The sequence below is a fragment of the Paenibacillus vini genome (assembly GCF_018403325.1).
Classification (GTDB): Bacteria; Bacillota; Bacilli; order Paenibacillales; family Paenibacillaceae; genus Fontibacillus; species Fontibacillus vini.
On sequence record NZ_BOSL01000016.1, the window covers coordinates 81,809 to 108,127 of the forward strand.

Below are 26,319 nucleotides of genomic sequence, written 5' to 3' on the forward strand. Positions count from 1 at the left end.
AGGGACTTTGTTCCGCAAAAAGCACCATGATAAGTGCCGTGATGTCCGTTAAAATTCAAAACCTGCTTAAATCGTCCAAATAGCGGCTTCTGTGTCCGTTAGAGAAATGAAAACCCGGGCCAACCTCCGTCCGATCGGTTCGAGAATGATTTATCCGAGTGGTATTAATTAAAAATCCCCCGCCAATGGCGAGGGATTTTGAGACGTAAATTAATGCTGCGGTATAATTAATTTAATGATTTTGTATATAGAATGCCGATGGTCTTGGCGCCGCAATGGCTTGAAATGACGCAGCCGGCGTTGGACACGGCAACTTCTCTTGCCCCTGTCTTAGCCTGAAGAACTTTTTGCAGTTGGACCGCATCCGCATCGGCTAAAGAATGCGTGATGAAAATAAGATCACGGTCCATTTCCGGGATGCGGCTAATGGCGTTCTCCAGCAGTTGGTCCAGCGCTTTCTCCCGGCTGCCGCGGACTTTATATGCCGGAGTCATTTTGCCCTCAGTCACCTTGATGACCGGGCGAATCCGGAGCAGGCTGCCGACCAGGTTTTGCATACCGGAGCATCGGCCGCCTTTATATAAATAGTCCAGCGAGTCAATAACAAATTCGGTTTCAACACGAGAACGAACCGCTTCGAGCAAGGCTACGATCTCGGTGACGCTCTTGCCCTCGGCGGCTGCCCGGACCGCCTTCATGACCTGAAGGCCGATCCCGGTGGACAGATTGAGCGAGTCGAATACCGTTACTTGGCCTTCGCTAAATTCCTCGGAGGCAATCAACGCATTCTGATAGGTTGAAGACAGTTCCGAGGACAAGCTTATGTAAAGAACTTGCCGACCTTCTTCAATGAACGGCGCAAATGCCTGCATGAAATCGGCCGGAGACGGGGCGGCAGTTTTCGGGAGCCGCCCGGTTTCGTCCACTTTTTGATAAAGCTGAGGGGGTTGCAGGTCGACGCCGTCGCGGTAATTGGTATCCCCAAACGTAACGTACAGCGGGACAATGCCTATATCATATTTCTCAATCCATGCCGGCGGCAGATCGCAAGTGCTGTCAGCAAAAAATTTAATGGCTCCCATGATTCAAATCCTCCCTTGAATTCGGATATGCGGGTGCTTTAGTTGGATGCCTTCTTGGTATACATAATTGCTACTGTGTGCGGGCCGCAATGACTCGAAATAACGCACCCGGCTTCAGCGACGGCCACTTCGCGCACGCTGGTCTGTTCTCTAAGAATTGCAGCTAGGCGCAGCGCCTCCTCTTCGGCAAGCGTGTGGGCGACGATAATTAAATCTTTGTCCATCTCTCCAACGTTGGCGAGCGCATTGTCCAGCATTTGCTGAACCGCCTTTTCTTTCTTGCCGCGTACTTTATAGGCCGGAATGATGTTCCCGTCGACCACTTTTAATACAGGACGAATTTGCAGCAGGCTGCCTATGAAATTTTGCATGCCTGAGCAGCGTCCGCCTTTATATAAATATTCCAAAGTATCGATGACGAATTCCGTTTCGACCAAAGGCCGAGACTTTTCCAGCAAAGACACGATTTCGGTTGCACTCATTCCCTCTTCGGCCGCTCTTACGGCTTTCATTACAAGCAGGCCGATTCCGCTGCAAAGATTAAGGGAATCAACGATATGCACACGGCCTTCGGGAAATTCGGCAGCCGCTATCAAAGCGTTCTGGTAGGTGGAAGACAGCTTTGAGGACAGGCTGATATAAACGATATCTTCACCATGCTCAATATGGGGAGCGAACATCTCCATAAAGTCTCTTGGTGACGGAGCCGTTGTTTTTGGCAAGCTTCCGCCGGATTCCACCTTACTGTAAAGATCCGGAGGGGTGATATCCAATCCGTCCCTGTAAGTCTTGTCTTCAAATACGACGTAAAGCGGAATAATTCCGATTTGATATTGACTCTTCCATCCCGCCGGCAGATCAGAAGTGCTGTCTGCGAATATTTTGACCTTTGACATAAGTATCTCCTTAAATTCAGATAGTCCAGCTTATATTTTATCAAAAACCTCATCTATTTAACATCGTTTTAATAAAGCGTTTCAAAAGTCTACCTTTTGATCGCAGTATTTCGTTCGTATAGTAAAAGATCCCCTCAAACCGGGCCGGAAAACCGCTGGTACAGGGGATCGGTGAAGAGTGAAATCATAGGAGCAATAAGTAATGCAAGAGATACATTATAGTGAGCCTAAAGCAAACAAAATGATGAGCAGAATTAATATGCCTCCCGAAAGGGATAGGCCGAGAATAGCAAAAAGCTTTTTGCGGTTCTTAATCAGCAGGCCTATTATGCCTAGAATGAGAGCGACTAAATGAAGGATGGCGGCGACCATCATCAACAGGATGCCGAGGATCGCTCCGGCTTGCTCCATCAGGCTTTCGGTGATGGCTTCAATAGGCTGGTCCACGATGCCGATAACGGCAGCGGTGATCATTGCGATGGAAAAAATGTAGCCGACAATAGCCACCAAAATAATGATGAAAGAAGCGATGCCGGGGCCGGAATGCTTGAGCTCGGCGACAGGGGCGGCATTTGGTTCCCGGTAAGGGGGCATCCCGTTCATATTGCCTTGTTCAAATGAATTCATTTTTCGTTAGACTCCTTTTTTGAGAAAATCATCCTTTTGTTTAATTCTTCACATATTTCAGTAAAAATCAATAACTACATTTCATTATACGGAAAAGCTCGCTGCCGGAAGAGCGCCGGTTCTCTGGATTGCATGACGATCCTAGGTTATGATAGTAGAAGTTAATCTTCTTACAGGGAGGAAAATAGATGCAGCGGAAATTTGCCGGAATCGGCGCGATTGTAATGCTGGTTGCCGTAGCGCTTGGAGCCTTCGGAGCACATATTCTGGAGCCTCAGATCGGGGAGAAGGCGATCGGTACATATGAAACCGGGGTGCATTATCATATGATCCACGGGATTGCTATGATATTGGCGGCATTCGCAGCCGGGCTGGGATTGGATCAGAAACGCCTGCTGTGGGCAAACCGGCTATTCCTGACGGGAATTATCCTGTTCTCGGGCAGCTTGTATTTGCTCGCCGTTACCGGCTGGAAATGGTTTGGACCGATTACTCCGCTCGGCGGCGTATCGTTTATCGTCGGCTGGTTGATGTTTGCATTGGCTCTGCTAAAAAAAGAAAAGTAGTAGCAATTGAGGATATAAGATGAACCTATGATAAAGAAAACGGCTGGCCCGTCTGCAAGCAGACTAGGTCCAGCCGTTTTTGTAATATAAGGGCAACTAAGTATCCCTTATTTATCGATAAAATCGATAATCTCGCTAAGATTGAAAGTGTATACTTGCTTTTCATCCACATGGTACACGTTGATCGTATAAGTCTCCGGCAGGAAATTCAAGATCCGGCAGGGGATGCTCATTCGCTCCCCATTCCGATTGACCAGCAAGCGAACCAGCTGATTCCCGGAAATATATTTCTTAATCCAGTTTTCAAAATCGCCGCTCTTGGCGATTTCTTCAAAGCGGGCGGATTCCGCCGGAGCCGCAGCTTCTTTGGCGGCAGCCTTGGGCTTCGCCGTCTGCGCTTCCGCAGGCTTTTTGGCTTGATCGGTCGCGGTTAGTCTTTTATAGGATTTGGAGATAATGGACTGTTTTTTTGCGGTGAGTAAGGATTCGATAATTTCTCCCAATTCGATCCCTGAGTTAATTCTGTAATCAATGATACTTTCGCCGCTGTTAAGTACCTGCAGTAAAGATTGCAGCGCCTTGGCATTGGAGTCGTTTCTTACAAGGATCTCTACATTGAATAAATAGCCTAAATCTTCTTTCTTGTGATGTTCGTTCTGATTGTCCATATAGCCCCCAAAAACACGTGTTAAATATCGTTGCATTAACCATCATAGCACCGGAGGGGGGACAAGCATAGTCCTAAACCGTTCTGATTTTGGATTATTTACTTGGAAATATATGACGGAAAGCCCGTTTGGTCAGGTTTGATCGGCTTTCTTTTCCATTTTCGCAGACATCAGTTATAATAAGAAGGACAAGCTGCTTGTTTCGGCAAAACTTGGCTCGGGTAAAGTTAGAATATTGGCGTAACATACCTTTATAGAAAGCGAGGGTTTATGATGGCTAAAACGGACTCTAAGACATCCGGCAAGACAAAGAAATCCAGTTTGGAACAAGTACTTAATGAGCAGGTTGCGAACCTGAACGTGCTTTACGTGAAAATTCACAACTATCACTGGTATGTGAAGGGGGAAAACTTCTTCACTCTGCATGTTAAATTTGAAGAGCTGTACAATGAGGTTACGGAAAAAATGGATGCGGTAGCTGAGCGGCTTCTTACGATCAAGGGCAGCCCTGCGGCAACCATGAAGGAATATCTGGAGATCGCCACGATCCAGGAGGCAACCGGCAAGGAAGATCCACGAACAATGGTTCAGAATCTGATCGAGGATTTTGCAACCTTGTCCGAATCGTTCCAGGAAGGTATTGAGCTTGCCGACAAGGAAGGCGATGAGGCGACGAGCGACTTGCTGACCGGGTTTAAAGGCGAACTTGAAAAACATATGTGGATGCTGCGTTCTTATTTGGGGTAATATTTTCAAAAAGAACGACTTACATGACACGGGCTTGGCCATCATGGCCAGGCCCGTTCCTGTTTTCGACAATATCTGCAAATTCCAAATGTCTGTGACAAAGCTTATGGAAACGGCGGTTCTCCGCCAAGGTACGTTGATTAAGCTTTGAAAGTAGGTTAGAATGTAGTGAGAATCAGTGAGAATCACTTAGAATAATTCTAAAGTGATAATTAGTATGGTATAATGGCAACAGAATAAAGGCATAGATTTTAACGACTAATGGAGGGAGCAGTAAAAACATGGCTACACATTTCGTTGTTGAGGGACTTAAAGCGACAATTGAGGGCAAAGAGATTCTGAAAGGGATCGACATTGAAATAAAGGGCGGAGAAATTCACGCGATCATGGGACCGAACGGAACCGGGAAAAGTACGCTGGCTTCCGCACTGATGGGTCATCCCAAGTATGAAGTTACGGACGGCAAGGCTACTCTGGACGGCGAGGACTTACTGGATATGGCTGTTGACGAGCGTGCTCGCGCCGGCTTGTTCCTGGCGATGCAGTATCCGAGCGAAATCGCCGGCGTTACAAACTCCGACTTCCTGCGCAGCGCGATCAATGCCCGCCGCGGTGAAGGCAATGAAGTTTCGCTGATCAAATTCATTCGCCAAATGGAAGGCAAAATGAAGGATCTGGAAATGAACCCTGAGTTCGCACACCGTTATTTGAACGAAGGCTTCTCGGGCGGGGAGAAAAAGCGTAACGAGATTTTGCAAATGATGCTGCTTGATCCGAAAATCGTCATCTTGGACGAAATCGATTCAGGCCTTGACATCGATGCGTTGCGGATCGTTGCGAACGGTGTAAATGCTATGCGCAGTGAAGAGCGCGGCTTCCTGATCATTACTCACTATCAGCGTTTGCTGAACTATATTACTCCGGATTATGTCCATGTTATGATGCAAGGCCGTATTGTGAAATCCGGCGGGCCTGAACTGGCTGAACGCCTGGAGCGCGACGGTTACGATTGGGTTAAAGAAGAATTGGGCATCGTGGATGAAACCGTAGGTCAAGAAGCCTAGGCGGAAGGAGGAGAACCAAAGATGACTACACAAACCGTTCTTCCGGTAGAACCAGATGCGCTTCAAAGCACATCCGTGAACAACGGGGAACCGGCCTGGTTGACCGAAAGCCGCGTTAATGCGCTTCGGCTGGCCGCGGAACTGGATTTGCCGAAACTGGAAAAGACTAAACTCGAACGTTGGGACTTGAGCAATTTCGGAACGCTTCGTACGGAGCGTCCGTCGGTAACACAGCAGCTTCCGGAAAGCGTCGCTTCCTTGGTCGATTTGAAGGAAGACAGCAATTTGATCGTTCAGCACAATAGCGCAGCTGTATATGCGAGCCTGTCCGCCGAACTGGCGGCAAAGGGTGTTATTTTCACCGATCTCGAAACGGCGGTTCGCGAGCATGAGGATTTGGTAAAACCTTATCTTCATACTTTAGTCAAGCCGGAAGAGAACCGATTGACGGCATTGCATGCGGCACTTTGGAACGGCGGCGTATTCCTGTACGTGCCGAAAAATGTGGAAGTGGATATTCCGCTGCAAAGCATTTTCCTGATCGACGATGCCGCGTCTTCATTCGCTCCGCACGTATTGATCATTGCCGAGGCGAACAGCCGTGTTACTTACGTCGATAATTATATTTCCGGACAATACGACAGCAAAGTCGTGCATAACGGTGCTGCGGAAGTATTCATTAAAGCAGGGGCCAAGGTGCAATTTGCTTCGGTCCATCATTTAAATGAACAAACGACGGATCTGATCAACCGCCGTTCGATCGTCGACAACGACGGCAGCATTGAATGGATCGTCGGTGAAATGAACGCCGGGGATTCCGCCAGCGAAACCTTGTCCGTGCTTCAAGGCAACGGTTCCTTATCCGACGCTAAAGTTATCGCTGTTGGTTCCGGTTCTCAGAAACTGAACTATACGACCAAAGCGGTACATTTCGGCAAGAGCTCCGATAGCCAAATGATTACCCGTGCGGTAATGCGGGAGCAGTCTACCGCGATTATTAACGGGATCACCAAGATCGAGAAAGGCGCAACGAAGGCGAACGGAGAGCAAACAGAGAAAGTGCTGATGCTTAGCCCGAAAGCACGCGGGGACGCCAATCCGATTCTATTGATCGACGAGGACGATGTAACGGCAGGCCATGCGGCTTCCGTAGGTCAGGTCAATCAGGAGCAAATTTATTACTTGATGTCGCGCGGGATTTCCCGCGAGCAGGCTGAGCGTTTGATTATCTACGGTTTCCTCGCTCCGGTCGTTTCCGATATTCCACTGGAGCAACTGCAACAGCAATTGCAGGGACTGGTGGAAAGGAAGTTAGGACAATGAACGCGGAACTGATCAAAGCACAGTTTCCTATATTAAATCAAGAGATTAACGGCCATCCGCTCGTTTATCTCGACAGCGCGGCAACTTCACAGAAGCCTCTCGCCGTACTGGAAGCACTTCAGCGTTATTACGAATGGGAAAACGCAAACGTGCACAGGGGCGTTCATACGCTGGGCAGCCGGGCTACGGATGCCTACGAAGGCGCCCGGGAGAAGGTTGCACGGTTCATCGGAGCTAATCGTACCGAGGAGATTATTTTTACCCGTGGTACGACAACCGCACTGAACCTGGTGGCCTCCTCCTATGGCCCCTCGGCCTTATCGGCCGGGGATGAAATCGTAATTACCCAGATGGAGCACCATAGCAACTTCATTCCTTGGCAGCAGCTTGCCAAACGGACCGGGGCGACCTTGAAGTTCATCCCGATGCAGCCTGACGGCAGCATTGCGTTGGAGGATGTGGAGAAGACGGTCACCGACAAGACGAAAATCGTCTCCACCGCTTATGTATCCAACGTGCTCGGCGTGGTAAATCCGGTGAAGGAAATGGCCGAGATCGCCCATCGCCACGGGGCCGTTATGGTTGTGGACGGTGCGCAAAGCACGCCGCACATGAAGGTGAACGTACGGGACCTGGATTGTGATTTCTACGCATTCTCCGGACATAAAATGTGCGCTCCGACCGGGATTGGGGTACTATATGGTAAGAAGCAACTGCTGGAATCGATGGAACCCATTGAGTTCGGCGGCGAGATGATCGACGATGTCGGCCTTTACGAATCGACATGGAAAGAGCTCCCTTGGAAATTCGAAGGCGGAACGCCGATTATTGCCGGAGCTGTCGGTCTTGCGGCAGCCATTGATTTTCTGGAAGAGATCGGTCTGGATGAAATCCATCGGCATGAAACGAAGCTCGCGGCATATGCCATGGGCAAGTTGTCGGAAATTGAAGGAGTTACGGTGTACGGTCCCCGCGAACGCGAGGTCGGCCTGGTTACCTTTAATCTGCTGGACGTTCATCCGCACGATGTGGCCACTGTACTTGATGCGCAGGGGATCGCCATCCGGGCGGGCCATCACTGCTGTCAGCCATTGATGCGCTGGCTTCAGGCGAGCTCGACGGCGAGAGCCAGCCTGTACTTGTACAATACGGAGCAAGACATCGACCGATTGGCGGAAGCTCTAATCCAAACAAAGGAGTACTTCGCGTAATGCAATTGGATGATTTATACCGCCGCGTTATTATGGATCATTATAAAAATCCGCGCAATCGCGGAAAATTCGAAGACGGTGGACTAACGGTGGATTTAAACAATCCAACCTGCGGTGACCGCATATCGCTTCAGCTTAAAGTCGAGGACGGCATCGTGAAGGATGCGCGGTTTACAGGCGAGGGCTGCTCGATCAGTATGTCTTCCGCTTCGATGATGACGGAGGCCGTCAAAGGCCGCACTTATGAAGAAGCAATGGATCTGGCGAACCGCTTTTCTTCCCTGATGAAGGGCGAGTCGGCGGAATTCGAGGATTATGAAGATATTGAAGCATTATCGGGTGTCAATAAATTTCCTGCCCGCATCAAGTGCGCTACGTTAGCATGGAACGCGCTCAAGAAGGGCATCAACGAGGAATCATAATATTTAAGGAGGTAATGCAGCCATGGCAAAGAAAGCGCCTGAAATGGAAGAGTATAAATATGGCTTCCGGGATGAGCATAAGGCGGTTTTTCAATCGGGTAAAGGCTTGACCCGCGAAATCGTCACGGAAATCTCCCGGATCAAGAACGAACCGGAATGGATGTTGAACTTCCGGCTGAAATCCTTGGAGCAATTCGAAAAAATGCCGCTCCCGCGTTGGGGCGGAGACCTGGATGAACTCGACTTTAACGATATCCAATACTATGTAAGACCTTCCGAAAAGCAAGGGAAGACTTGGGAAGAGGTTCCTTCCGAAATTAAGGAAACCTTTGACAAGCTCGGTATCCCTGAAGCTGAACAGAAGTTCTTGGCCGGGGTATCGGCGCAGTACGAATCCGAGGTCGTATACCACAGCATGCAAAAGGATCTGGAAGATCAAGGCGTTATTTTCACGGATACCGATACCGCGCTCAGAGAGCATCCGGAAATTTTCCGCGAATACTTCGGAACGGTCATTCCACCGGCGGACAACAAGTTTGCTGCGTTGAACAGCGCCGTATGGTCGGGCGGAAGCTTCATCTACGTGCCGAAAGGCGTGAAATGTGAAGTTCCTCTGCAAGCTTACTTCCGGATCAATTCGGAAAATATGGGCCAATTCGAACGGACGCTCATCATCGCCGACGAGGACAGCTTCGTGCACTATGTGGAAGGCTGTACAGCTCCGATTTACAGCACGAATTCCCTGCACAGCGCCGTCGTTGAAATCATCTGCAAAAAGAACGCTCGCGTTCGTTACACGACGATCCAGAACTGGGCTCCGAACATCTACAACCTCGTTACCAAACGGGCGGTAGCTGAAGAGAACGCCACAATGGAATGGGTCGACGGCAACATCGGTTCCAAGCTGACGATGAAATACCCGGCTGTTATCTTGAAAGGCCGCGGCGCGAAAGGCAGCGTGCTGTCGATCGCGGTAGCGGGCAAAGGACAGCATCAGGACGCAGGGGCCAAGATGATTCACCTTGCGCCGGATACCACGTCCACGATCGTTTCCAAGTCGATCAGTAAGCACGGCGGTAAAGTTACCTACCGTGGTCTGGCATCCTTCGGACGCCAGGCGGAAGGCGCCAAATCGAACATCAAATGCGATACGCTCATTCTCGATAATGAATCAACGTCAGATACGATTCCATATAACGAGATCATGAACGACAACATCATGTTGGAGCATGAAGCTACCGTATCCAAGGTGTCCGAGGAGCAGCTCTTCTATCTGATGAGCCGCGGGCTTTCCGAAGCCGAAGCGACGCAAATGATCATCATGGGCTTCATCGAGCCGTTCACCAAGGAACTGCCGATGGAATATGCGGTGGAAATGAACAGATTGATCAAGTTCGAAATGGAAGGAAGCATAGGTTAAGCCTTATATATCAAGGCTTCTATGCTCCCGAAACGCGATTTGCCCATAATTTGCCCATTTTACTTTTCGATGTACTGGGCATAGAGGTTCAAAGCATCATCTTCAATTTTCTCGGTAACATGTAGATACGTGTCCGCAGTGACTTTCACACTTTTGTGTCCTAGTCGCTCGGACACGTATTTTAAGTTTGCCCCTGCTTCCAGTAGATGAACGGCATGTGTATGTCTCAAAGCATGTGGAGACAACACAGGAACGCCGGCCCTTTTACAAACTTCCTTGAAGTACTCTCTGACTACATTAGTACGCAACCAGCGGCCATCTTGTTGGTGGAACATTAGATTCTGATCGGAAGGCTTATAGTTTTCATATCGGAGGACAACTTCCTTTTGATTGATCCGATGGCGTTTCATGAGCTTTAATGTTGCATCATCTAGCTTTACAGTTCGATTGCTGCTTTTTGATTTTGGTGTTGAGATATAAGGCTGGGAATTGAGAGGATAAACAAGGGTTTTGCATACGGTTAGATTACCAGCTTCAAAATTTATATCGTCCCAAGTAAGCGCCAGCGCTTCACCGATCCGCAGACCCGTACGAGACAGCAACGAGAATAAAGCATAATGCTGAATTGAATGCTGATATTTGGAATTCTTCATGGGTTTTGTAGATTCTAAGAAAGCGTTTAGCTGCTCCCGTGTGAAAAATGATATGCTTCCGGACTTCTCCACGTCTTTAGGGATCTTGATTTTCTGGATCGGATTGATTCGGAGTATCTGGAATTCATGAACAGCGTCTGTCATGGCGCTGCTGAATATACTGTGAATACGTCTCACTGTTCCCTCACTATAATGTCCCCGTAACTCGTTAATCCATCTTTGATACTCATTTCTGGAAAGTTCTTTTAATCTGTATTTGCCCCAGCGCGGCAAAATATTAAGCCTTACATTCCGTTCCTGGACAGAGTAGGTTATAGGCTTAACGTTTGGCCTTTTGTATACCTCTAACCATTCTTTGAAAAAATGGTCTATTTGTTCTTCCCCGTTCTCACTAAATCCAAAATGCCTTATCTTTGCTTCTTCCTCACCGGCAGCGATCTGGGCTTCTCTCTTTGTTGGAAAGCCACCTTTTGATTTCTCTTTTTGCTTCCTTGTTTGTCTGTCAATGTATACAATGCGATACTCCCACTTTGCCCCACGTTTACGAAATGAAGCCATAAGTTTGTTCACTCCCTTTTATGTGTACGCATTAAACGCATTAACGCAATAATTAAGAAAAACTGTTGGTATATAAGGCTTTTATGTGCATTTGCCATTACGCATTATCGCCGCATTAAGGTACGCATTAAATAATATTCCTCTGAAAAAGGGGATAAAGGGGATTAAAATCAAATCCCTTGATACATAAGGCTTTGCGGGCTTTTCTTTTTCCTAAAATGCTTCTGAATAAGTGGGGGACTATCAAGGTAGAGAGCTATTTTTCTAAAAATTCATCCAATTCACCATCTTGTTGTTTGATAAATTCCCTAATCTCATTAGTGATGTAGTCATCCTCAAGAAACTTTATTCCCAGAGATTTCTTATCAATTTTAGTTGGGAGATCATAGCTATTATTTAACTCGTTTATTGCGCATTCAATAATAGAATTGTAAATCTCTTGTCTAAAAATCAAAGGTATCTTTTCAAGAATGGATTTAACTTTAACGGAAAAAACAATATATGAGTGGTCAGGATATTGCGAAGTATTTAACAGTCCCTGAAATGTTATTCGTGATTCGTTGTAAAAAATCTCCAATTCATAAAAACTTGAATAATTCACTGTCTCTAAATATCCGAACTCCTCGTTTTTACGAATTTGATTCTTATTTGGATGACTAAAAATAGAAGCATTGATATCGGCATATGTAAACAATTCACACGGAGTGATGTCGAGAAGTTTGCAAATAGCATCCATTGTATCGAATTGAATACCTTTCCCCGTATTGTTTTGAAGGGCGCTTAGCGTATTTCTTGAAAGCCCCGTTCTTTCAGACATTTCAGAAATGTTCATCCCTCTTTCGGCTAACAAGACAGCCAGATTGCACTTTATCATTATTCATCACCTTTTATTATTAATTTGCTTATAAGTATAAACAATTTGCTTTGTATATTCAACATAATGTGTTGACTTTTAAATTATCGTCTGTTATCTTCTAATTAACAAATTGTTCAGACTACTGATCAATATGATTTAATATCTAAACATAAAGTGAAGATGAGGTGATCGATCGGAGGGTATTGCTTGCACGATTATTAATGAAGTTGAGTGTGCTTACCGTGGTTCAATTTATTAATTTTGAGAGGATGACGAACAATGGAAAAAATGACTTATGCGGAGTACTTACAGGAGAACTTAGGAATTCTGCCAATTAAAGAATGCTTGGAAGTTTTGGACAAGGCCGGAGAAGGGAAAATGAATGATTTTGAAGTTGAACAGGAGCTTACTCCAGTTGTTGGAACGATCCTGTCAGACCTCTTTAACCATGATCGGGAAATGTTCGGCTATATCCTAGAGAAGATCAGCATGGCCGCCGATACGATCCGGGAGCGGGAAGAAGATATAACATTCAAATTAAACCCTTGTAATGACAGTGTGGATTTAGTTCAACAATCAGAAGCTATCCTCACCCTTATCAAAAATGGCTATTGCCTAGGTGATCACTGGTTTGATGAAGATGGTGTGTTGATTGTTGTGCTAGGTGAGAAGGAATAACAGAGGGGGTAGCAGGATGCAGAGAGAACGGAAGGACGCTGTACTATTCGCTGCTGTGTTCTTGGTAGGTGTTCTATTAGGTACTGGAATGACAAACTTGTTATTCATGTAGTTTGCCGGTCATGGTGAATTCTCTATTCATTCAAATTTAACTATAATATCGGAGGCGATTCGCATGTATCAAATCACGTTGAAAATGGCTCGTTTAAACAAAGGCCTGACGCTGAAGGAAGCTGCTAAGATCGGGGGCATTACCCCGAGAACCTTGAGTAAGTATGAGAAGGACAGCGGCAAAGCGAAATTTGATCCATTCATGAGATTGGTGAAGGCCTATGGAGTATCCATTAACCAAATCGCTATCGGGAAAGAGAACGAAATCATGGCAAGTCTGATTGAAAACATTAATAAGGTGGTGGCATAAATGAGTAATATTAATACTTTGAATTCGGAACTACCAGTTGCAAAGAGAATCGAGCGAGTCACAATGACGGTAACTGAAACTGCCGAATTGATCGGTGTATCTCAAACAACGGTTTACGCAATGGCAAGGGAGGGGCAGATTCCACACGCTCGGGTACGGGGTCGGATCTTGTTTCACCGGGAAGTCATTGAATCTTGGTTGCGTGGAGAACATGCGCAAGCCGCCCAGGCTTAGGCGGTGATTGGATGCTATATGAGAAGATACCGCCAGAATTAAGAAGCGTTCCCCAATGGGTATTGTGGAAGCTGGAGCAGCGCAGGGAAGGGGCCAAGCATACAAAGGTTCCATATTCAATTAGTGGTCAACATGCTTCCGTTAGCGATCCTTCAACCTGGTCAAGCTTTGATGAAGTATTAGCAACATTTCAAAGTGACAAGTCATATTCAGGTATCGGCTTGGTACTCACAAAGAATCAAACAGATCATTCCATTGTGGTGATTGACATTGATCACTGTATAAGGAACGGAAAGCTGGACGATGAAGCCAGGGAAATCATATTAAGCTTCAACAGCTACACAGAGCGGAGCCAGAGCGGAGAAGGCATTCACATTGTAATAAGGGGAAGCAAGCCGGGGGAACGAAGCAGGGCACGCAACATAGAGATGTACGATGATCTAAGGTTCATTGTGTTCACCGGCGATCATGTAAACGGAACACCGCAACAGATTGAGGAAAGGCAAGCAGAACTCATTTATTTATACAATCATCTGTTCCCGGTGCAAACGCCTACCTATGAAGCTGAACCTGTTAATGGGCCAAGCCTAGAAGATGAAATGATTTTAGAGCTTGCAAGAAAAGCCAAAAACGGGACTAAGTTTGAAAAGCTTTATTCCGGAAAGTGGAGCGCATTCAATAGCCAAAGTGAAGCAGAACAAGCCCTTTGCAATATGATAGCTTTTTACACAAAAAATCCCGAACAAATTGACCGTTTGTTCAGGAACAGTGGATTAATGCGTGATAAATGGGACCGTGATGACTACCGAGAACGAACCATAAGTAAAGCGTTAGAAGGTGTTGTGGTGCAATACAAAAAGCCGTCTAGTAGTTCAAAACTTAATAATAATATACCACAGCCTGGGGAATTTGACGAGTCCGAATTTGACTTCATTTTCAATCCCAAACCTGAATTTGATGGGAAGCTAGGAGAAGCGGCGCTTCATGGATTAGCCGGTGAAATTGTTAGGTTTATTGATCCACATACCGAAGCGGATCCGGCTGCCGTACTTATCAACTTCCTAACTATGTATGGGAATATGGTCGGTGATGGCCCACACTTTGTGGTTTCAGGCGGTAAGCATCGCATGAAATTGTTTGCTGTATTGGTTGGAGCAACCTTCCGAGGGAAGAAAGGGACTTCTCTTGATCCGGTTCTCAAGCTTATGAATGCTGTTGATGTGGAGTTTAACGCACGTAAAAAGTCGGGACTATCTAGCGGTGAGGGGCTTATTTATTCAGTCCGGGACCAGGTGATAGAGACGAAACCTGTATATGAGGGAAAGGGCAAAGCTAGGAAGCCAACTGGTGAATATGAGGATGTAATCACTGATTACGGAGTTGAGGACAAGCGTTTGCTAGTCATTGAAAGCGAGTTTGGTTCTGTCCTTAACGTATTGCGCCGGGAAGGCAACACATTATCAGCAATAATTCGTAACGCTTGGGATGGAAGCGGAGAGATCAGAACGCTAACCAAGAACCCTATGCAAGCATCACGTTCCCACATCTCCATATTAGGCCATATAACGCCGGAGGAACTTAGAAAGCTATTAACGGGTAACGAGATTCATAACGGCTTTGTAAACCGATTTCTGTGGCTATATGTTCAGCAATCTAAATCATTACCAAGTGGCGGTGATTTCCACAAGTTGGACGTTGGTCCGATGGTTGAAAGGATTAAGGAAGCCTGTGACTATGCCATGAATGAAATGCCGGTTGATGAAAATGGCGAACCGCTTCCTATGGAAAGAGATGAAGCTGCTAACCAATTATGGGAACGAATATATGAGCCATTACAGCGTGATGCAACCGGAATCATAGGAGCATCAACGAGCCGGGTTATTCCCTACCTGATGCGATTAGCTTGCGTATACGCCTTGCTAGACCTGTCAAACGTTGTCCGGGTCGAACATCTTAAGGCCGCTTTAGCCGTTTGGGATTATTGTTATAAATCGGTTGTGTTCATCTTTGGTGAACAAGAGCTTACCAATGATCCTATTATCAGCAAGATACTAGAACGGCTTAAAGAGCAGCCAGAAGGTCTCAGCCTAACGGATATAAACGATTTGTTTAAAGGGACGGTTAAGAGTGACGAACTTCAAGGGGCAATAAAGAAAATGCAGGATAACGGTCTCATTACAGTAAAAACCATTTCGGGCCGGGGTAGGCCAAAGCGATTAATCGAACTGAATCAATCAAGCGAGATCGCATAAGCATTTATTCCTCGACTTATTCTGAACTTAATTATGGAATAAGTAGATGCTACAAACCCAATCAGGATAAGGGTTTTGCTAATTAACCCCCTTTATCCCCTTTTTCAGAGGATAAATAACAAATCAATGTTTTGAGAGGAAGGATACTATGCCAACAGCAAATGAAATCATTCGCATTAACGAGGTTGAGAGAATGGACAAGAAAGCTAAAAAGGCCGGGTTCCTTCCTCTTATCTCTGGTGAAGCTTATGAATCACAGTACAACAGTAACAGCCATGTATTCATCATGAGTAAGGGTAGTAAGTGGAGCGCATGGCGTGAGACATGGCAGCCAGGGAAGGAACGTTCCATATCAATAAAATCTATTGTGGACAATGTTCCTTTTGATATTGCGGTACAACAAGCAAATAAATATATGGCTTTCATCACGAAGAAAAGAGGCTGATTAATATGGAAATTCGTCAATTTTGTTTGTTACATGAGGTTGTTTCCTTGAAAAAGGATATTCTTGATCTGGTGATCACGATCCAGAACGAGAAGGAAAATTCTTTTTCGAGAAATGATATTATCAAGGACTTAATAGAGAGGGTGAGAGATTGCTCGGCGATTGAAGAAATGTGTTATCAGGAAGAAGCGATTTTGCCAAGTCCAAAGGTCGGACAATATGAGTAGCGCATGTGTGTGTCATATTGATGGGGAATGGTGTTTTTATTGCGAGATGTACTTACCTCTTGTAGCCGAAAATGAACTCTTGAAAGTGACTCTTAAAAATGCCGGGATCGATGATCCGACTTCCGAGAAGTTAAAGGATGGAGACAGTGTGCTGCACAAAGAAAATAAACATTGGGGAACAGGGGTTGTAAGAAGATTGCACCCTAATGGATTGACGGCAACCGTCGATTTTAAAGAAGGAATTAACAAGTATCACTTGCTAGTCGACTTAGAAAAACATAAAAAACTTTGATGGTAGGTGAGTGATTTTGAAGAAGGAAGGCAAACGCTTTGAAATCAGAATGAAGGGGAACATAGTCACGATTGAAACGGACAGGACTAGGATCGGCAGCTTAGAAACGTTAATCAGGCTTATATTGCATGAGTACAGCAAGAAGAAGCCGGAAGAGCTGGATAAATTCATGGCCAGAATGAACCTTCATTATGAAATCATCACTAACCGTTTGAAACCTAAAGAAGAACCGCCGGAGCCACTGGATGATTTTGATTTTTGGGATGGGTTGATGAAGAGACCACCATTGCAGAATTAGAGCGCAGATAGTCGCAGGTAGATGGCTTCATGAGTTTTTAAATCAAATACCAGGAGTGATATTCAATGCAAGATGATCAGAAGAAAAATGAATGGCGTAACCAAATTGAAGGAGTGGGCAAGGTAGCAGCGGAACAGAGGAACCAAGTGGATCAGTATCGTAAGGATCTTCATGAAAAGTCACCTTGGGTACAAGACAAAAAGACAGGAAATGGATGGGGGTGAACGCGTGGATAAAACCGTTCAGCAGGCGTTCATTGAGATGTGCGAGCAAATGAAAACAGAAAACGAAAAGATTCAAACCGGCATAGATATTTATTTCGGCGGTACAGAACAGGAAGATCAATTTTTCGGGAGGGTCACTAACTAATGACAATTAGAGCATTGGAAGAATTTAAAGCAGCGGAAAAAGAATTCGACGACAGATTAACGGCAGTGAAAAACGAGCTTTGGAGCATGGAAAAGGAACAATCCAAGCTCACTCAAGAGTATCGCCAAATGAATGAAGAAGATACAGCAGGAACAAAACATTACAGCATGTCGGAGTTTAACAAAATTAAGAACCGATTAGCTGAGCTGAAGGATGAGATAGAGTTTGCACGCGAGCGGGTAGGGCGAATTGAGGAATCAAAGGGTAAACAGTTGAAGCCGTTAATAGAAGCGGTGAGGCAAGGCGTCCACGCGAGAGAGGGCGAATTAAAAGAGTTTTTAGACAGTACGTTTGATGAATTAAGAAGCCACCGCGCCCAAATGCTATTGTTGCTTCAGAAAGCCCACCAAGAGGCGTACGCTGAGTTGTACCAGCTTTATGAGGAAGTGTTTAGAGCAGAATCAGTGTGTGATTATGATAGAGCGCGTAGACGCCGAATTTCTTGGGGAGTCGATGTGCACAGTGTGCTTAATGATGCTGAGGGGAAAATCGGAATCCTTACAGAGGTTGGGGAAATTATGAAGGCTGCCAATGTGGGCGAAGTACCTAGTTGGGTACATCAATATGCAGGTGAGCGTGATGGCGTCCCAGGAGCTTAAACAGAGGGGGAAGGTGGGGACTTCTCACCTTCCTTCTGTATAAAGAGAGGTGAATAAGATGAGTAGTAATATTTCCAAAGGTCATGGGGAGAAGAAAAGCAGGAAGCAAGAGCATGCGGTTATTGCTTTATTGTCAGAGCCTTCTATTAGCGCAGCTGCTAAAGTTGCTGGCATTGGTGAAACAACATTGCGCAGATGGATGCAGGACAACAGCTTCCAGGAGGCTTATAGAGGGGCAAAGCGTCAGGCGGTAGGTCAAGCCATATCAAGAATACAACAGTCCTCTGTAAAGGCTGTGGAGACGTTAGAGGGCGTTATGGATAATTCAAAGGCCCCTGCTATGGCTAGAGTGATGGCTGCTAAAACAGTGTTAGATACGGCCATTAAAGCGGTTGAATTAGAGGAGATTGAAGCACGATTAACAGAGCTGGAAAGGAGAAGTGAATAATATGGCAAACCAAGCGTTGAAGAAGCGACTAGAAAAGTTAGAGCAAGCGATCAGAGATAAAGGATTTATACCGGTAGTATTGATTGGCCCAGGTGACGAGTTACCGCCAGGCATAACGGATAAAACAATCATTATCATAGATGATATTGGCTGTGATGATGAAGATGACCTACAGGATCAGGAGGGGATCGCATGGCCACAGTAAGTTCAACGGTAAAGATGTTCGACGGCATGTCTGGTCCACTTAAAAGCATCGTGAACGGTATGAATATGATGGTTTCCACAATGCAGAGAATGCAGGACGTGACCAACCGGAATACAAACATTGATAAATCGTTAAATGCAGCCAAGCAGCAAATTGCATCAGCCGAAGCGGAAATAAACCGTCAAATCAACATGGCAAAACAGTCTCAAGACAATTTCAATAGATCAGTAAATAACTCTCGCTCAGCGTTTAGCCGGTTAGGAGCCTCTATTGTAGTTGTAAACCAAGGCATTGAACTGGCTAAAAAGGCATGGTCTACCATGTCGGGGGCTATGAATTTCAGCGATCAGGTATTATCGGCAAATGCCAGGCTCGGCATGGTTAATGACAATCTACAAACCCAATTACAACTCCAAAAGAAAGTAATGGATTCGGCTAACCGTACTCGTTCGAGTTACCAGGCTACGGCGGCATTGGTATCGAAACTCGGACTGTTTACGGAAGGAGTCTTTAGTAACAATGACCAAATGATTAATTTTGCTGAAAGGTTTAACAAGGTGCTCACAGCCGGGGGATCGGGCACGATTGAAAGAGAGAGTGCAACACTTCAAATGTCCCAGGCCTTGGCGAGCGGGAGATTGCAAGGGGATGAGTTTAGAGCAATTAGTGAAGCAGCTCCAGGCATTTTAAAAGTGCTTTCTCGAAGCATGAACGTAGCTACAGGGGATCTGAAGGCAATGGGTTCGGCAGGCGAATTGACAGCGGATGTTATTGTCAGGGCGTTTGAAACTCAGGGCGATTTCATAGAACAACAGTTTAAGCAGATGCCGGTTACGTTTGGCGATACGATAACCCTAATGAAAAACAGGGTGGCCGAATGGATAGGGACTATGAACACCACAGAAGGGCCACTAAGTAAGATCACGGAAAGAATGATGGAATTAACCGCCTGGCTAAATAGTACAAGCGGCGATCAATTCTTTACTGGACTAACTGCCGTGGTATCTGGCTTTGTCGATGGATTAATGTGGGTGTTAGATAGTGCGACAAATGTATTCAACTTCTTCTCTACCAACTGGCCACAAATAGCGCCTATAGTGTACGGGGTTGTAGGTGCGTTTGCAGCATTACAAGCGATTATGCTTCTCACGAAGGCGGCGCAGATGGCAGCTGTGGCAGCCACGACAATACAGACTCTTGCAACCTTTGCGCAGATTGCCGTTACAAACGGCCTGAGGGTGGCCTGGGCCGGTCTTAACGCTACAATGAAGGCAAATGTATTCATCCTTGTCGTAACTGTCATAATTGCCTTAATAGCATGGCTTATAAACCTTTGGAACACAAATGATAAGGTTGTTGCTGGTATCTACCGGGCATTTAATTCTGTGATGAACTTCTTTAGTGAAATACCGGCATTCTTTTGGCAGCTTGTCGAGTGGCTGGTTGTGCCATTCCAATGGTGGGCCGGAAGCATCGGTAAGATTTATGACACTGTAATAAACGGCATTATATCGGGTATCAATGCGGTACTAAGCTTGATCAACAAAGTAACCGGATCCAGCTACGAAATCGAAGCGAAATTTAATATGGAGGATATCGCAGATAAGATTTCCGATTATGCAGGCGCTCAGAAGGATGCAGCCTATGCTCAAGCGGCGGTCAAAGCCCAGGAGAGGGAACAGAAGGTGCTTGACTTCCTGGACGATCGATCGAAAAAGAGAGCGGCAGTGGAAGCGGAGAAGATGACGCGAGCCGGTGAAAACTTTGCAGGTACAGGCGGTGGCCTAGCAGCTAAAAGCCCGGCAATTGACAAGATCGACAAAGTAAACAAGGTCGGTAAGATCGAAGATAAGGTGGACATCAGCAGCGAGGATCTGAAGACCATGCGTGAACTGGCCGAGATGAAATCTATTCAGAACTTTGTGACTCTTACTCCTACTGTTTCTTTTGGTGATACACACGTAAAGGGGGAGGAAGACATTGATAAAATTGCTCAAAAGGTTAGCGAGGCCCTTGAAAGATCGATAGAAGAAGAAATGAATTCCGGAGGATCTGGAGTGTGGCCACGATGAGTAATATTCAATTTAATACTTATTACTTAGATGACCATAACCCCTTTGATCGGTTTCCTGAAGGTAAATATATCGCTGCTGAAGCTGATGAATCCGGCATGTACAGTATCCATATTCGGTTTAATAACGGCCTGGGACTTACATCGAAAGAGAAGATGATACTTCACGAGGCAGCCGGCCTACTCTTTACGTATCGGGATGAGTTAGAGCTTCCTAATAGCGCCGTATGGGTTGACTTGCCGAATCATGTGGTAGATGAGCCTGGGATATTCAATCGCATGGTGAAGAACATGCTGAAGCGTAAGGGGATGTACTGGAAGTAAAGGAATAGTGATCATTATCAAGGACTCCCGAGGTTTAGGGGGTCCTCTTTGTTGTGCGCGTTCAGCGAACCTTGAAATTCACGATTGCATTGTGGCTTCGTATGAAATCCGCACGATAAGGGTAACGAACACCAACATTTAAAAGTATATAAAGAAAGACCGTGGTAAAGTGATCCTCCAATTTTGGAGGGTGAGAATTACAACGCTCACCAAATCAGGGGACCGTTCGACTGACAACAAAATTGTGGTGAGTACCGGACAAATTGTCCTTCACTTCCGGGAACCTGTTAGAAATTCAGACATGGCGAATCACCATATCCGAAGATGAATTTAAGTGAAAAACCCCTCTCAAAACATCAAAAAAGTGCAATTTCAAGCGATTTCAACTATGATTCACAACGATTAGAGAAGCGGGCCAAATGCAAAACCTTATAATGACGCGGTTTGTGGCAATTGACAACAAGGGGATACATTTAGTCAAAATATGAATTTTGTACATATGTAGGTTGCGTTAATTGATTAAAGCATGGTGATCATATCCGAACTTGAATTCGGTTTTCAGCAATCAAAACCGGAACTTGAATTCCGTTTTCAACACAGAGAATTCACTCAGCCGAATTTTCGGTTCAGAGGGTAGGACAAATTTGGGTCGCCCTTCTATCTGCCGGCTAAATGAGTCCATGACGATATACTTTGAAAGTAGGCCATCAAGTAATAGTATGGGTTACTGTGGAGTTTCTGAAGCAGAAACAGGGCTGCTGAAAGATCAGCCACCCCCTTTCAAAGTTGGCGACGTCGCCAGGTTTTAAGTCCACAAAACGGACAGTATCAGTATTCGACAGTTTGTCGGTAAGTGAGTACCTACCAGGGCGGTATATACTCAGGATCAAAAGACGGCGCAGGATGAGCACGGATCCGTGCCGACCTGTTTGGTTTTGAAAACGGAAAATTGCGTTCTCAGAACTTTGAGAGGGATCTAACGTGCAACGAACACGCCTTGCAAACCCTAACATAATTGTAACGGAATTCGCACTGTTAAAGATGGCTCCGCGGTCCACGGGGTCACATCATTCGTTCTGATGAAATCGTGGCACGTTCCACGGTTTGGGATGGCGAGCCACTGTCACATCAAAACGCAAAATTGCGTTCAGCTATCTGAAGTTAATACCCGGAGTTTCCGGAGGCTTTAAGGGGATATTTTATAATGGAATCCCGGGTTTCCAAATGGTGCGGCGTCGCACTCTTTATTGAACCCGATATTCCGACTCGAATCCGAATTTACAGATTCGTTAATACGGTACGACGTCGTACCTTTAACTCGCAAATTGCGACAAATGAATCGTACGACGTCGTACGTTTTGGTAAATCTTCAGACGTCTGAACGTCGTTATCTGTTGCTCATATGCTCCCGTTATTCGTCGATGTCTACGAATTCGCCTATAAAAGCTTTCCTGGGCGCTCAGCAGATACGACGTCGCAACTCAAAGCGGTAGACGTCTGCCGGTTCTTAAAAGCGACCACGTGGTCGTGTTTGCCCGTGTTGTGTAACTTTCTAACATTCCGATTCAGAAGGTTAGAGTTTTTCGTATGGCTAAGGATGTCCAAGGGTATCGGGAGCCATCCCCTTTATGGCGGTAAATCCAATGTTCCCAACGTTGTGGGAAGTTCGGTCATCTCACCATTGAGGATGATAGGATGAAACGTCCTACCACAGAGGAAAGTATCTTGTGACATTCCTGCACCCTAACATTCCCTAGCATTTAATGCACACAAACAGAAAGATTGCATCCTAGTAAAACCCAGTATTATATGCGAAAAAGGGGTGCAACAAAAATGCAACAGGATGCTTGCAAATGCTAGCATAAAAGAAGCGTCTAATTCCAAGGGGTAGCGCATTTTACGCCATCCCTTTTATTGTCATGCTCCCGTTTTTTTCTTAGGGTTTCTTAGGGTTTAAGTGCAACAAACTGCGCCAAGACGCTAGTAAATGCTTGTATATCTGAATGCAGTAATAAGAGCTTTCTAAGTACATGATTGTTATGATTAAACCTTATCATTTCTAATCATTTAATCGTAAAAGGGGTGCAACGCATTGCTCACAAATGCTCACATATTTACCGCTAATGCACGGACATGAGGGGCTGGACGGACCGTCCACCCCTTAATCATTGTCAATGCGCACATAACAGCCGGGTCCCTTAATAAAGGCTCTAATCGAACGCTGGGGCCGTTACAATCGAAGTGAAATCGGTCGACGTCACGAAGTCGAAAGAATAGGGAGAATTGGCAACGCAACGATGCAACGCAACGCAAAAACGTTGCAACGAAGAAATGCGAGAAACTGCCCGAGAGAGAACCGCGGAATCAACTAATCACGCGATTTTATCCGAGTATTTCCGAGTATTGATCTGCATTTTGTTTGCACCCCTTTTGTTGAGAAATGTTGAGGTTTAATTACATATAAAAGAAAGATGCAATCTACTAAGGGAGAAATCTCTCTCAGTACTAACCGGGCTATTTAATGCTCGGTATATTTGCGCTTGTGAGCAAGTTTGTTGCGCTTGATGGCCAACGAACGCAATTTTACGTTGGTTAAAGTCCACAGTCCAAAGTTGGACTCAACAGCAACTTGAACTCCCGTCAAACTGACGGGTATAGAATTTTGAATGATGTGCAAATAATCTTTCAGCTTGGAAGATCAATGACAATGAATGATATAAAGTAAAAAAAAGGGGGGGTAACGGTGTAGTAGTATGACCAGTATAAAAGGATCAGGAATCATGTGAAGGACACCTGTTTTTATGTGGTTTACAAATTAAGACAAACGCTGTATTCTATACTCAACATATTAGCTGCCCTGCCAATATGTAATCCGGTAGCACCGGTAAAGAAGCCCTGCCAGAAAACATCTGGTGGGGCTTTTTGTGTTTATTTGCATCTACATCGCTACCCCCATTTTTTATACGAAAATTGAGCAAATTAAAGTTCAGGTTGGGGGAGCTTATCCGGCGCTAAGACTTAACCCCCGACTTATTCAGAGTTAATTGTGGGAATAAGAAGAGCTTATAAAGCCCTATATATCAAGCCATTCCCACTTAATTCCCCTTTATCCCCTTAATCCAGTTATATAAACGAATATGTTAAAGGTTTAAAAAGTTGGGCTGATGAGAAATAATAAATACAGTTATAAATTCGGAGGTGTTAAAACAAAATGGACACTATTCAACCATCTGAGAAGGCTATGAAGAATCTATATAAATTCCTTGGGAGAGTGCTGCCAAAGTACATAGATGAAATCAATAAATTAAATAAACAGAAGGAACGTGAGAGTACGATAAAGAGAGCCGTCAAGAGTGGGACTTATAAAAGCAATGAATAGGAGGATTGCAAAGGTAGATGGCTAAGCGCAAAAAGTTAAGAGTGGTGGCGCATTATATGATGGATGGTGATAAACGGGTGCTGATTGATCCTTATAAAACCGATTTGCCTGATCGATGTAAATTGTTCCTAGCTGAGATCTTTACGGGTCGTAACCGCAAATTGTAATAAAGGACTAGATAGACCGACCAGTCCTAGCTGTACAACATGAAGATATACATGCGGAGGAATCATTCTATATCGTTGCCCATATTTTGCCCATATAAAGACCACGAATGTTTTATAATCGTTACCAAAATCCAATAAACAGAAGGTCTCTAAACCCTTGCCATTATTGGATTCTTCACACTTGTTAATAAAAAACGATAAATTCCGATAAGCGAGAAAAAGCACGAAAATAATCAAGTTCGAAATGGAAGGTTCCATCGGTTAAGAAATAGCTAATAAAAAGCCCGCTGTCCATATAGGTCAGCGGGCTTTTCTTTGCCTCAAATTCTTCCTGAGTAGCTAGAATTGCAACGGAATAATCCGTGTTACATGTTTAATTTCGTCCAACATTACCCAAGCAGCGCCATCAATGGTTCTGATCTGAACCTTTTCCGGTTTACGCCCCCATTTAGGTAAACCCACGATGGAATTCCCGTCTTCCAGCGTTAGTACAACTTGGTGTTCCAAGGTTACTGCCATTTTTAGTTCATGCATGTTACCCATTTAAGCCACCCTTCTAAATCTGCCTTCATACTATATCGGTAGTTAAGGTGTGAAACTAAACCAGTTTTGAAAATTATGAAGACATTTTTTGTATATGAGAGGCCTCAATATTACAAGTAAACTTCCGCAATCGCGGTATCCCGCTCTTTGGACAAATCGACGAAACGGGAATCGGTCTGGACGAGCGGTCTGAAGAAATCGGACTGATTGGTCATAACGATGGAGCCGACTTCTCCGGAGCTGAGCAGTACTCTTTTGCCGATAAAATTAGGAAGTAAGTGATTGATCAGTGCTTGGGTCGGTTCCGGACTCAGTTTGCCGAAGCTGAGACTGTTCAATTCCCGCAGAACGGACAGCAGCTCCTGCTTCGACTGGTACACCCGATTGGAGGTCATGGCGCTGTATACGTCCGCTACGGCCGCAATCTTGGCGAAGGGGTGGATCTCCTTTTCCGTAAGACCCTTAGGATAGCCGCTTCCGTCATCACGCTCATGATGCTGCAGCGCTACGAGTGCCGACAATTCGTCGCCGGTCGATTTCAATATAATATCGTGTCCGTAAGTGGTATGCCGCTTGACCTCATCGAATTCTTCAGGCGTCAGCTTACCGGGTTTATGTAAAATGTCTTGAGGGATCTTGCTTTTGCCGATGTCGATTAAATAACCGGCCTTACCCGCCGCATAGGCTTCCTCTTTGGGATAACCGAGCCAGGAGGCGATATAATAAGATAGCATTCCAACCTGCATGGAATGATTATATGTATAATTGTCACTGTCGTTCAGCATCAACAGCAGAGATACCACGTCTTTTTGGACAACCAGCTGTTCGACCATGGGCTCAAGCAACTCGTCGACCTGTTTATCTTCAAAGGCGCCTGTAGTTAGCGCTTCCAGGAAAATCGATTCAAATCCGTCAACCGCGTTATCGAAGTAGGGCTTAACTTTCTGGACACTCTCCGAAAACGATTGAGCTACGGGGATTTGAACTTGAGGTGTAAAGGGTACGACATCTACGTAATCAATGCCATGCTGCATGAGTTTTACGATTGCATCACTTGTTAATTCTTTTTCCTGTTGAAGAACTAGTACCCCAAATTGATTGAAAACATCGGATTCTAAACGGTCGCCGGGACTGAGATCCATAATGTGTACTTTCAAGGAAGATGACACCTCGTTATTCTGAAGTTTCTTTCATCATAACAGGGAATAAATGGA

The 26,319-nt window shown here is 45.4% G+C and carries 31 protein-coding genes; 23 read left to right on the plus strand and 8 right to left on the minus strand.

The window, feature by feature from the left end; translation table 11 throughout:
- Positions 1–227: 227 nt before the first annotated feature.
- The 3 genes from KJS57_RS20875 to KJS57_RS20885 form a co-directional block, all read right to left on the minus strand.
- Complete coding sequence (locus KJS57_RS20875; RefSeq protein WP_213656226.1) at positions 228–1,082, minus strand: DegV family protein; 855 nt, start codon at positions 1,080–1,082, stop codon at positions 228–230.
- A gap of 38 nt (positions 1,083–1,120) precedes the next feature.
- Positions 1,121–1,978: a DegV family protein gene (locus tag KJS57_RS20880; RefSeq protein ID WP_213656227.1), complete on the minus strand. Its 858-nt coding sequence runs from the start codon at positions 1,976–1,978 to the stop codon at positions 1,121–1,123.
- 216 nt (positions 1,979–2,194) lie between these two features.
- The gene (locus tag KJS57_RS20885) at positions 2,195–2,605 is read right to left on the minus strand and encodes a hypothetical protein (protein ID WP_213656228.1); all 411 of its coding nucleotides are present in this window, start codon (positions 2,603–2,605) and stop codon (positions 2,195–2,197) included.
- 188 nt (positions 2,606–2,793) lie between these two features.
- Here KJS57_RS20885 and KJS57_RS20890 point away from each other — a divergent pair, with 188 nt between their 5' ends.
- A complete protein-coding gene (locus KJS57_RS20890; protein WP_213656229.1) occupies positions 2,794–3,171 on the plus strand; it encodes a DUF423 domain-containing protein in 378 nt (125 codons plus the stop codon).
- 107 nt (positions 3,172–3,278) lie between these two features.
- Here the strand turns inward: KJS57_RS20890 and KJS57_RS20895 are convergent, their stop codons facing one another.
- Positions 3,279–3,839, minus strand: coding sequence for a hypothetical protein (locus KJS57_RS20895; RefSeq protein WP_213656230.1), 561 nt, complete (start codon positions 3,837–3,839; stop codon positions 3,279–3,281).
- Between the two features lie 273 nt (positions 3,840–4,112).
- Here KJS57_RS20895 and KJS57_RS20900 point away from each other — a divergent pair, with 273 nt between their 5' ends.
- The 6 genes from KJS57_RS20900 (at position 4,113) to sufB (ending at position 10,026) form a co-directional block, all read left to right on the plus strand.
- The gene (locus KJS57_RS20900) at positions 4,113–4,586 is read left to right on the plus strand and encodes a Dps family protein (RefSeq protein ID WP_211025303.1); all 474 of its coding nucleotides are present in this window, start codon (positions 4,113–4,115) and stop codon (positions 4,584–4,586) included.
- A gap of 281 nt (positions 4,587–4,867) precedes the next feature.
- Complete coding sequence (sufC, locus tag KJS57_RS20905; RefSeq protein ID WP_211025305.1) at positions 4,868–5,650, plus strand: Fe-S cluster assembly ATPase SufC; 783 nt, start codon at positions 4,868–4,870, stop codon at positions 5,648–5,650.
- Positions 5,651–5,671: 21 nt separating this feature from the next.
- Positions 5,672–6,973 carry a Fe-S cluster assembly protein SufD gene (gene sufD / locus KJS57_RS20910; protein ID WP_211025307.1) on the plus strand — a complete coding sequence of 434 codons (1,302 nt, stop codon included), beginning with the start codon at positions 5,672–5,674 and terminating at the stop codon, positions 6,971–6,973.
- Entirely contained in the window at positions 6,970–8,184 is a 1,215-nt protein-coding gene (locus KJS57_RS20915) for a cysteine desulfurase (protein WP_211025309.1), read from the plus strand. The genes sufD and KJS57_RS20915 overlap by 4 nt, the downstream gene beginning before the upstream one ends.
- Positions 8,184–8,606 (plus strand): Fe-S cluster assembly sulfur transfer protein SufU, encoded by a 423-nt coding sequence (gene sufU / locus KJS57_RS20920; protein WP_211025311.1) that lies wholly within the window; start codon positions 8,184–8,186, stop codon positions 8,604–8,606. Before KJS57_RS20915 ends, sufU begins: the two co-directional genes overlap by 1 nt.
- A 22-nt stretch (positions 8,607–8,628) precedes the next feature.
- Positions 8,629–10,026 carry a Fe-S cluster assembly protein SufB gene (gene sufB, locus KJS57_RS20925; RefSeq protein ID WP_211025313.1) on the plus strand — a complete coding sequence of 466 codons (1,398 nt, stop codon included), beginning with the start codon at positions 8,629–8,631 and terminating at the stop codon, positions 10,024–10,026.
- A 59-nt stretch (positions 10,027–10,085) separates the two neighbouring features.
- Here sufB and KJS57_RS20930 read toward each other — a convergent pair whose 3' ends face one another.
- Together KJS57_RS20930 and KJS57_RS20935 are read right to left on the minus strand one after the other, a co-directional pair.
- Complete coding sequence (locus KJS57_RS20930; protein ID WP_213656231.1) at positions 10,086–11,237, minus strand: site-specific integrase; 1,152 nt, start codon at positions 11,235–11,237, stop codon at positions 10,086–10,088.
- A gap of 256 nt (positions 11,238–11,493) precedes the next feature.
- Positions 11,494–12,111 (minus strand): helix-turn-helix domain-containing protein, encoded by a 618-nt coding sequence (locus KJS57_RS20935; protein ID WP_213656232.1) that lies wholly within the window; start codon positions 12,109–12,111, stop codon positions 11,494–11,496.
- Positions 12,112–12,372: 261 nt separating this feature from the next.
- On the opposite strand from KJS57_RS20935, the gene KJS57_RS20940 reads away from it, so the two are divergent.
- The 16 genes from KJS57_RS20940 (at position 12,373) to KJS57_RS21015 (ending at position 24,562) form a co-directional block, all read left to right on the plus strand.
- A complete protein-coding gene (locus KJS57_RS20940) occupies positions 12,373–12,771 on the plus strand; it encodes a hypothetical protein (protein ID WP_213656233.1) in 399 nt (132 codons plus the stop codon).
- A gap of 175 nt (positions 12,772–12,946) precedes the next feature.
- The gene (locus tag KJS57_RS20945; protein ID WP_213656234.1) at positions 12,947–13,192 is read left to right on the plus strand and encodes a helix-turn-helix domain-containing protein; all 246 of its coding nucleotides are present in this window, start codon (positions 12,947–12,949) and stop codon (positions 13,190–13,192) included.
- On the plus strand, positions 13,193–13,426 hold the full coding sequence (locus KJS57_RS20950) for a helix-turn-helix domain-containing protein (protein WP_373316846.1): 234 nt from the start codon (positions 13,193–13,195) through the stop codon (positions 13,424–13,426). It begins immediately after the preceding gene.
- An 11-nt stretch (positions 13,427–13,437) separates the two neighbouring features.
- Positions 13,438–15,678, plus strand: a complete 2,241-nt coding sequence (locus KJS57_RS20955) for a phage NrS-1 polymerase family protein (protein ID WP_213656235.1) — start codon at positions 13,438–13,440, stop codon at positions 15,676–15,678.
- Positions 15,679–15,826: 148 nt separating this feature from the next.
- Complete coding sequence (locus tag KJS57_RS20960) at positions 15,827–16,123, plus strand: hypothetical protein (protein ID WP_213656236.1); 297 nt, start codon at positions 15,827–15,829, stop codon at positions 16,121–16,123.
- Positions 16,124–16,170: 47 nt separating this feature from the next.
- Entirely contained in the window at positions 16,171–16,350 is a 180-nt protein-coding gene (locus tag KJS57_RS20965; RefSeq protein WP_213656237.1) for a hypothetical protein, read from the plus strand.
- A 7-nt stretch (positions 16,351–16,357) separates the two neighbouring features.
- Positions 16,358–16,642: a hypothetical protein gene (locus tag KJS57_RS20970; protein WP_213656238.1), complete on the plus strand. Its 285-nt coding sequence runs from the start codon at positions 16,358–16,360 to the stop codon at positions 16,640–16,642.
- A gap of 16 nt (positions 16,643–16,658) precedes the next feature.
- Positions 16,659–16,940: a hypothetical protein gene (locus KJS57_RS20975; protein ID WP_213656239.1), complete on the plus strand. Its 282-nt coding sequence runs from the start codon at positions 16,659–16,661 to the stop codon at positions 16,938–16,940.
- Between the two features lie 65 nt (positions 16,941–17,005).
- The gene (locus KJS57_RS20980) at positions 17,006–17,164 is read left to right on the plus strand and encodes a hypothetical protein (protein ID WP_213656240.1); all 159 of its coding nucleotides are present in this window, start codon (positions 17,006–17,008) and stop codon (positions 17,162–17,164) included.
- A 4-nt stretch (positions 17,165–17,168) separates the two neighbouring features.
- Positions 17,169–17,309, plus strand: a complete 141-nt coding sequence (locus tag KJS57_RS20985) for a hypothetical protein (protein ID WP_213656241.1) — start codon at positions 17,169–17,171, stop codon at positions 17,307–17,309.
- Positions 17,309–17,968, plus strand: a complete 660-nt coding sequence (locus KJS57_RS20990; protein WP_213656242.1) for a hypothetical protein — start codon at positions 17,309–17,311, stop codon at positions 17,966–17,968. The genes KJS57_RS20985 and KJS57_RS20990 overlap by 1 nt, the downstream gene beginning before the upstream one ends.
- Before the next feature lie 58 nt (positions 17,969–18,026).
- On the plus strand, positions 18,027–18,416 hold the full coding sequence (locus KJS57_RS20995; RefSeq protein WP_213656243.1) for a hypothetical protein: 390 nt from the start codon (positions 18,027–18,029) through the stop codon (positions 18,414–18,416).
- A gap of 1 nt (position 18,417) precedes the next feature.
- Positions 18,418–18,621, plus strand: coding sequence for a hypothetical protein (locus tag KJS57_RS21000; RefSeq protein WP_213656244.1), 204 nt, complete (start codon positions 18,418–18,420; stop codon positions 18,619–18,621).
- Complete coding sequence (locus tag KJS57_RS21005) at positions 18,609–20,693, plus strand: tape measure protein (protein WP_213656245.1); 2,085 nt, start codon at positions 18,609–18,611, stop codon at positions 20,691–20,693. Before KJS57_RS21000 ends, KJS57_RS21005 begins: the two co-directional genes overlap by 13 nt.
- Positions 20,681–21,016, plus strand: coding sequence for a hypothetical protein (locus KJS57_RS21010; RefSeq protein WP_213656246.1), 336 nt, complete (start codon positions 20,681–20,683; stop codon positions 21,014–21,016). The genes KJS57_RS21005 and KJS57_RS21010 overlap by 13 nt, the downstream gene beginning before the upstream one ends.
- 3,396 nt (positions 21,017–24,412) lie before the next feature.
- Positions 24,413–24,562, plus strand: a complete 150-nt coding sequence (locus KJS57_RS21015) for a hypothetical protein (RefSeq protein WP_213656247.1) — start codon at positions 24,413–24,415, stop codon at positions 24,560–24,562.
- Positions 24,563–24,901: 339 nt separating this feature from the next.
- Here KJS57_RS21015 and KJS57_RS21020 read toward each other — a convergent pair whose 3' ends face one another.
- Positions 24,902–25,105: a hypothetical protein gene (locus tag KJS57_RS21020; protein ID WP_244861654.1), complete on the minus strand. Its 204-nt coding sequence runs from the start codon at positions 25,103–25,105 to the stop codon at positions 24,902–24,904.
- A gap of 110 nt (positions 25,106–25,215) precedes the next feature.
- The gene (locus tag KJS57_RS21025; RefSeq protein WP_211025315.1) at positions 25,216–26,262 is read right to left on the minus strand and encodes an HD-GYP domain-containing protein; all 1,047 of its coding nucleotides are present in this window, start codon (positions 26,260–26,262) and stop codon (positions 25,216–25,218) included.
- Positions 26,263–26,319 lie beyond the last annotated feature (57 nt).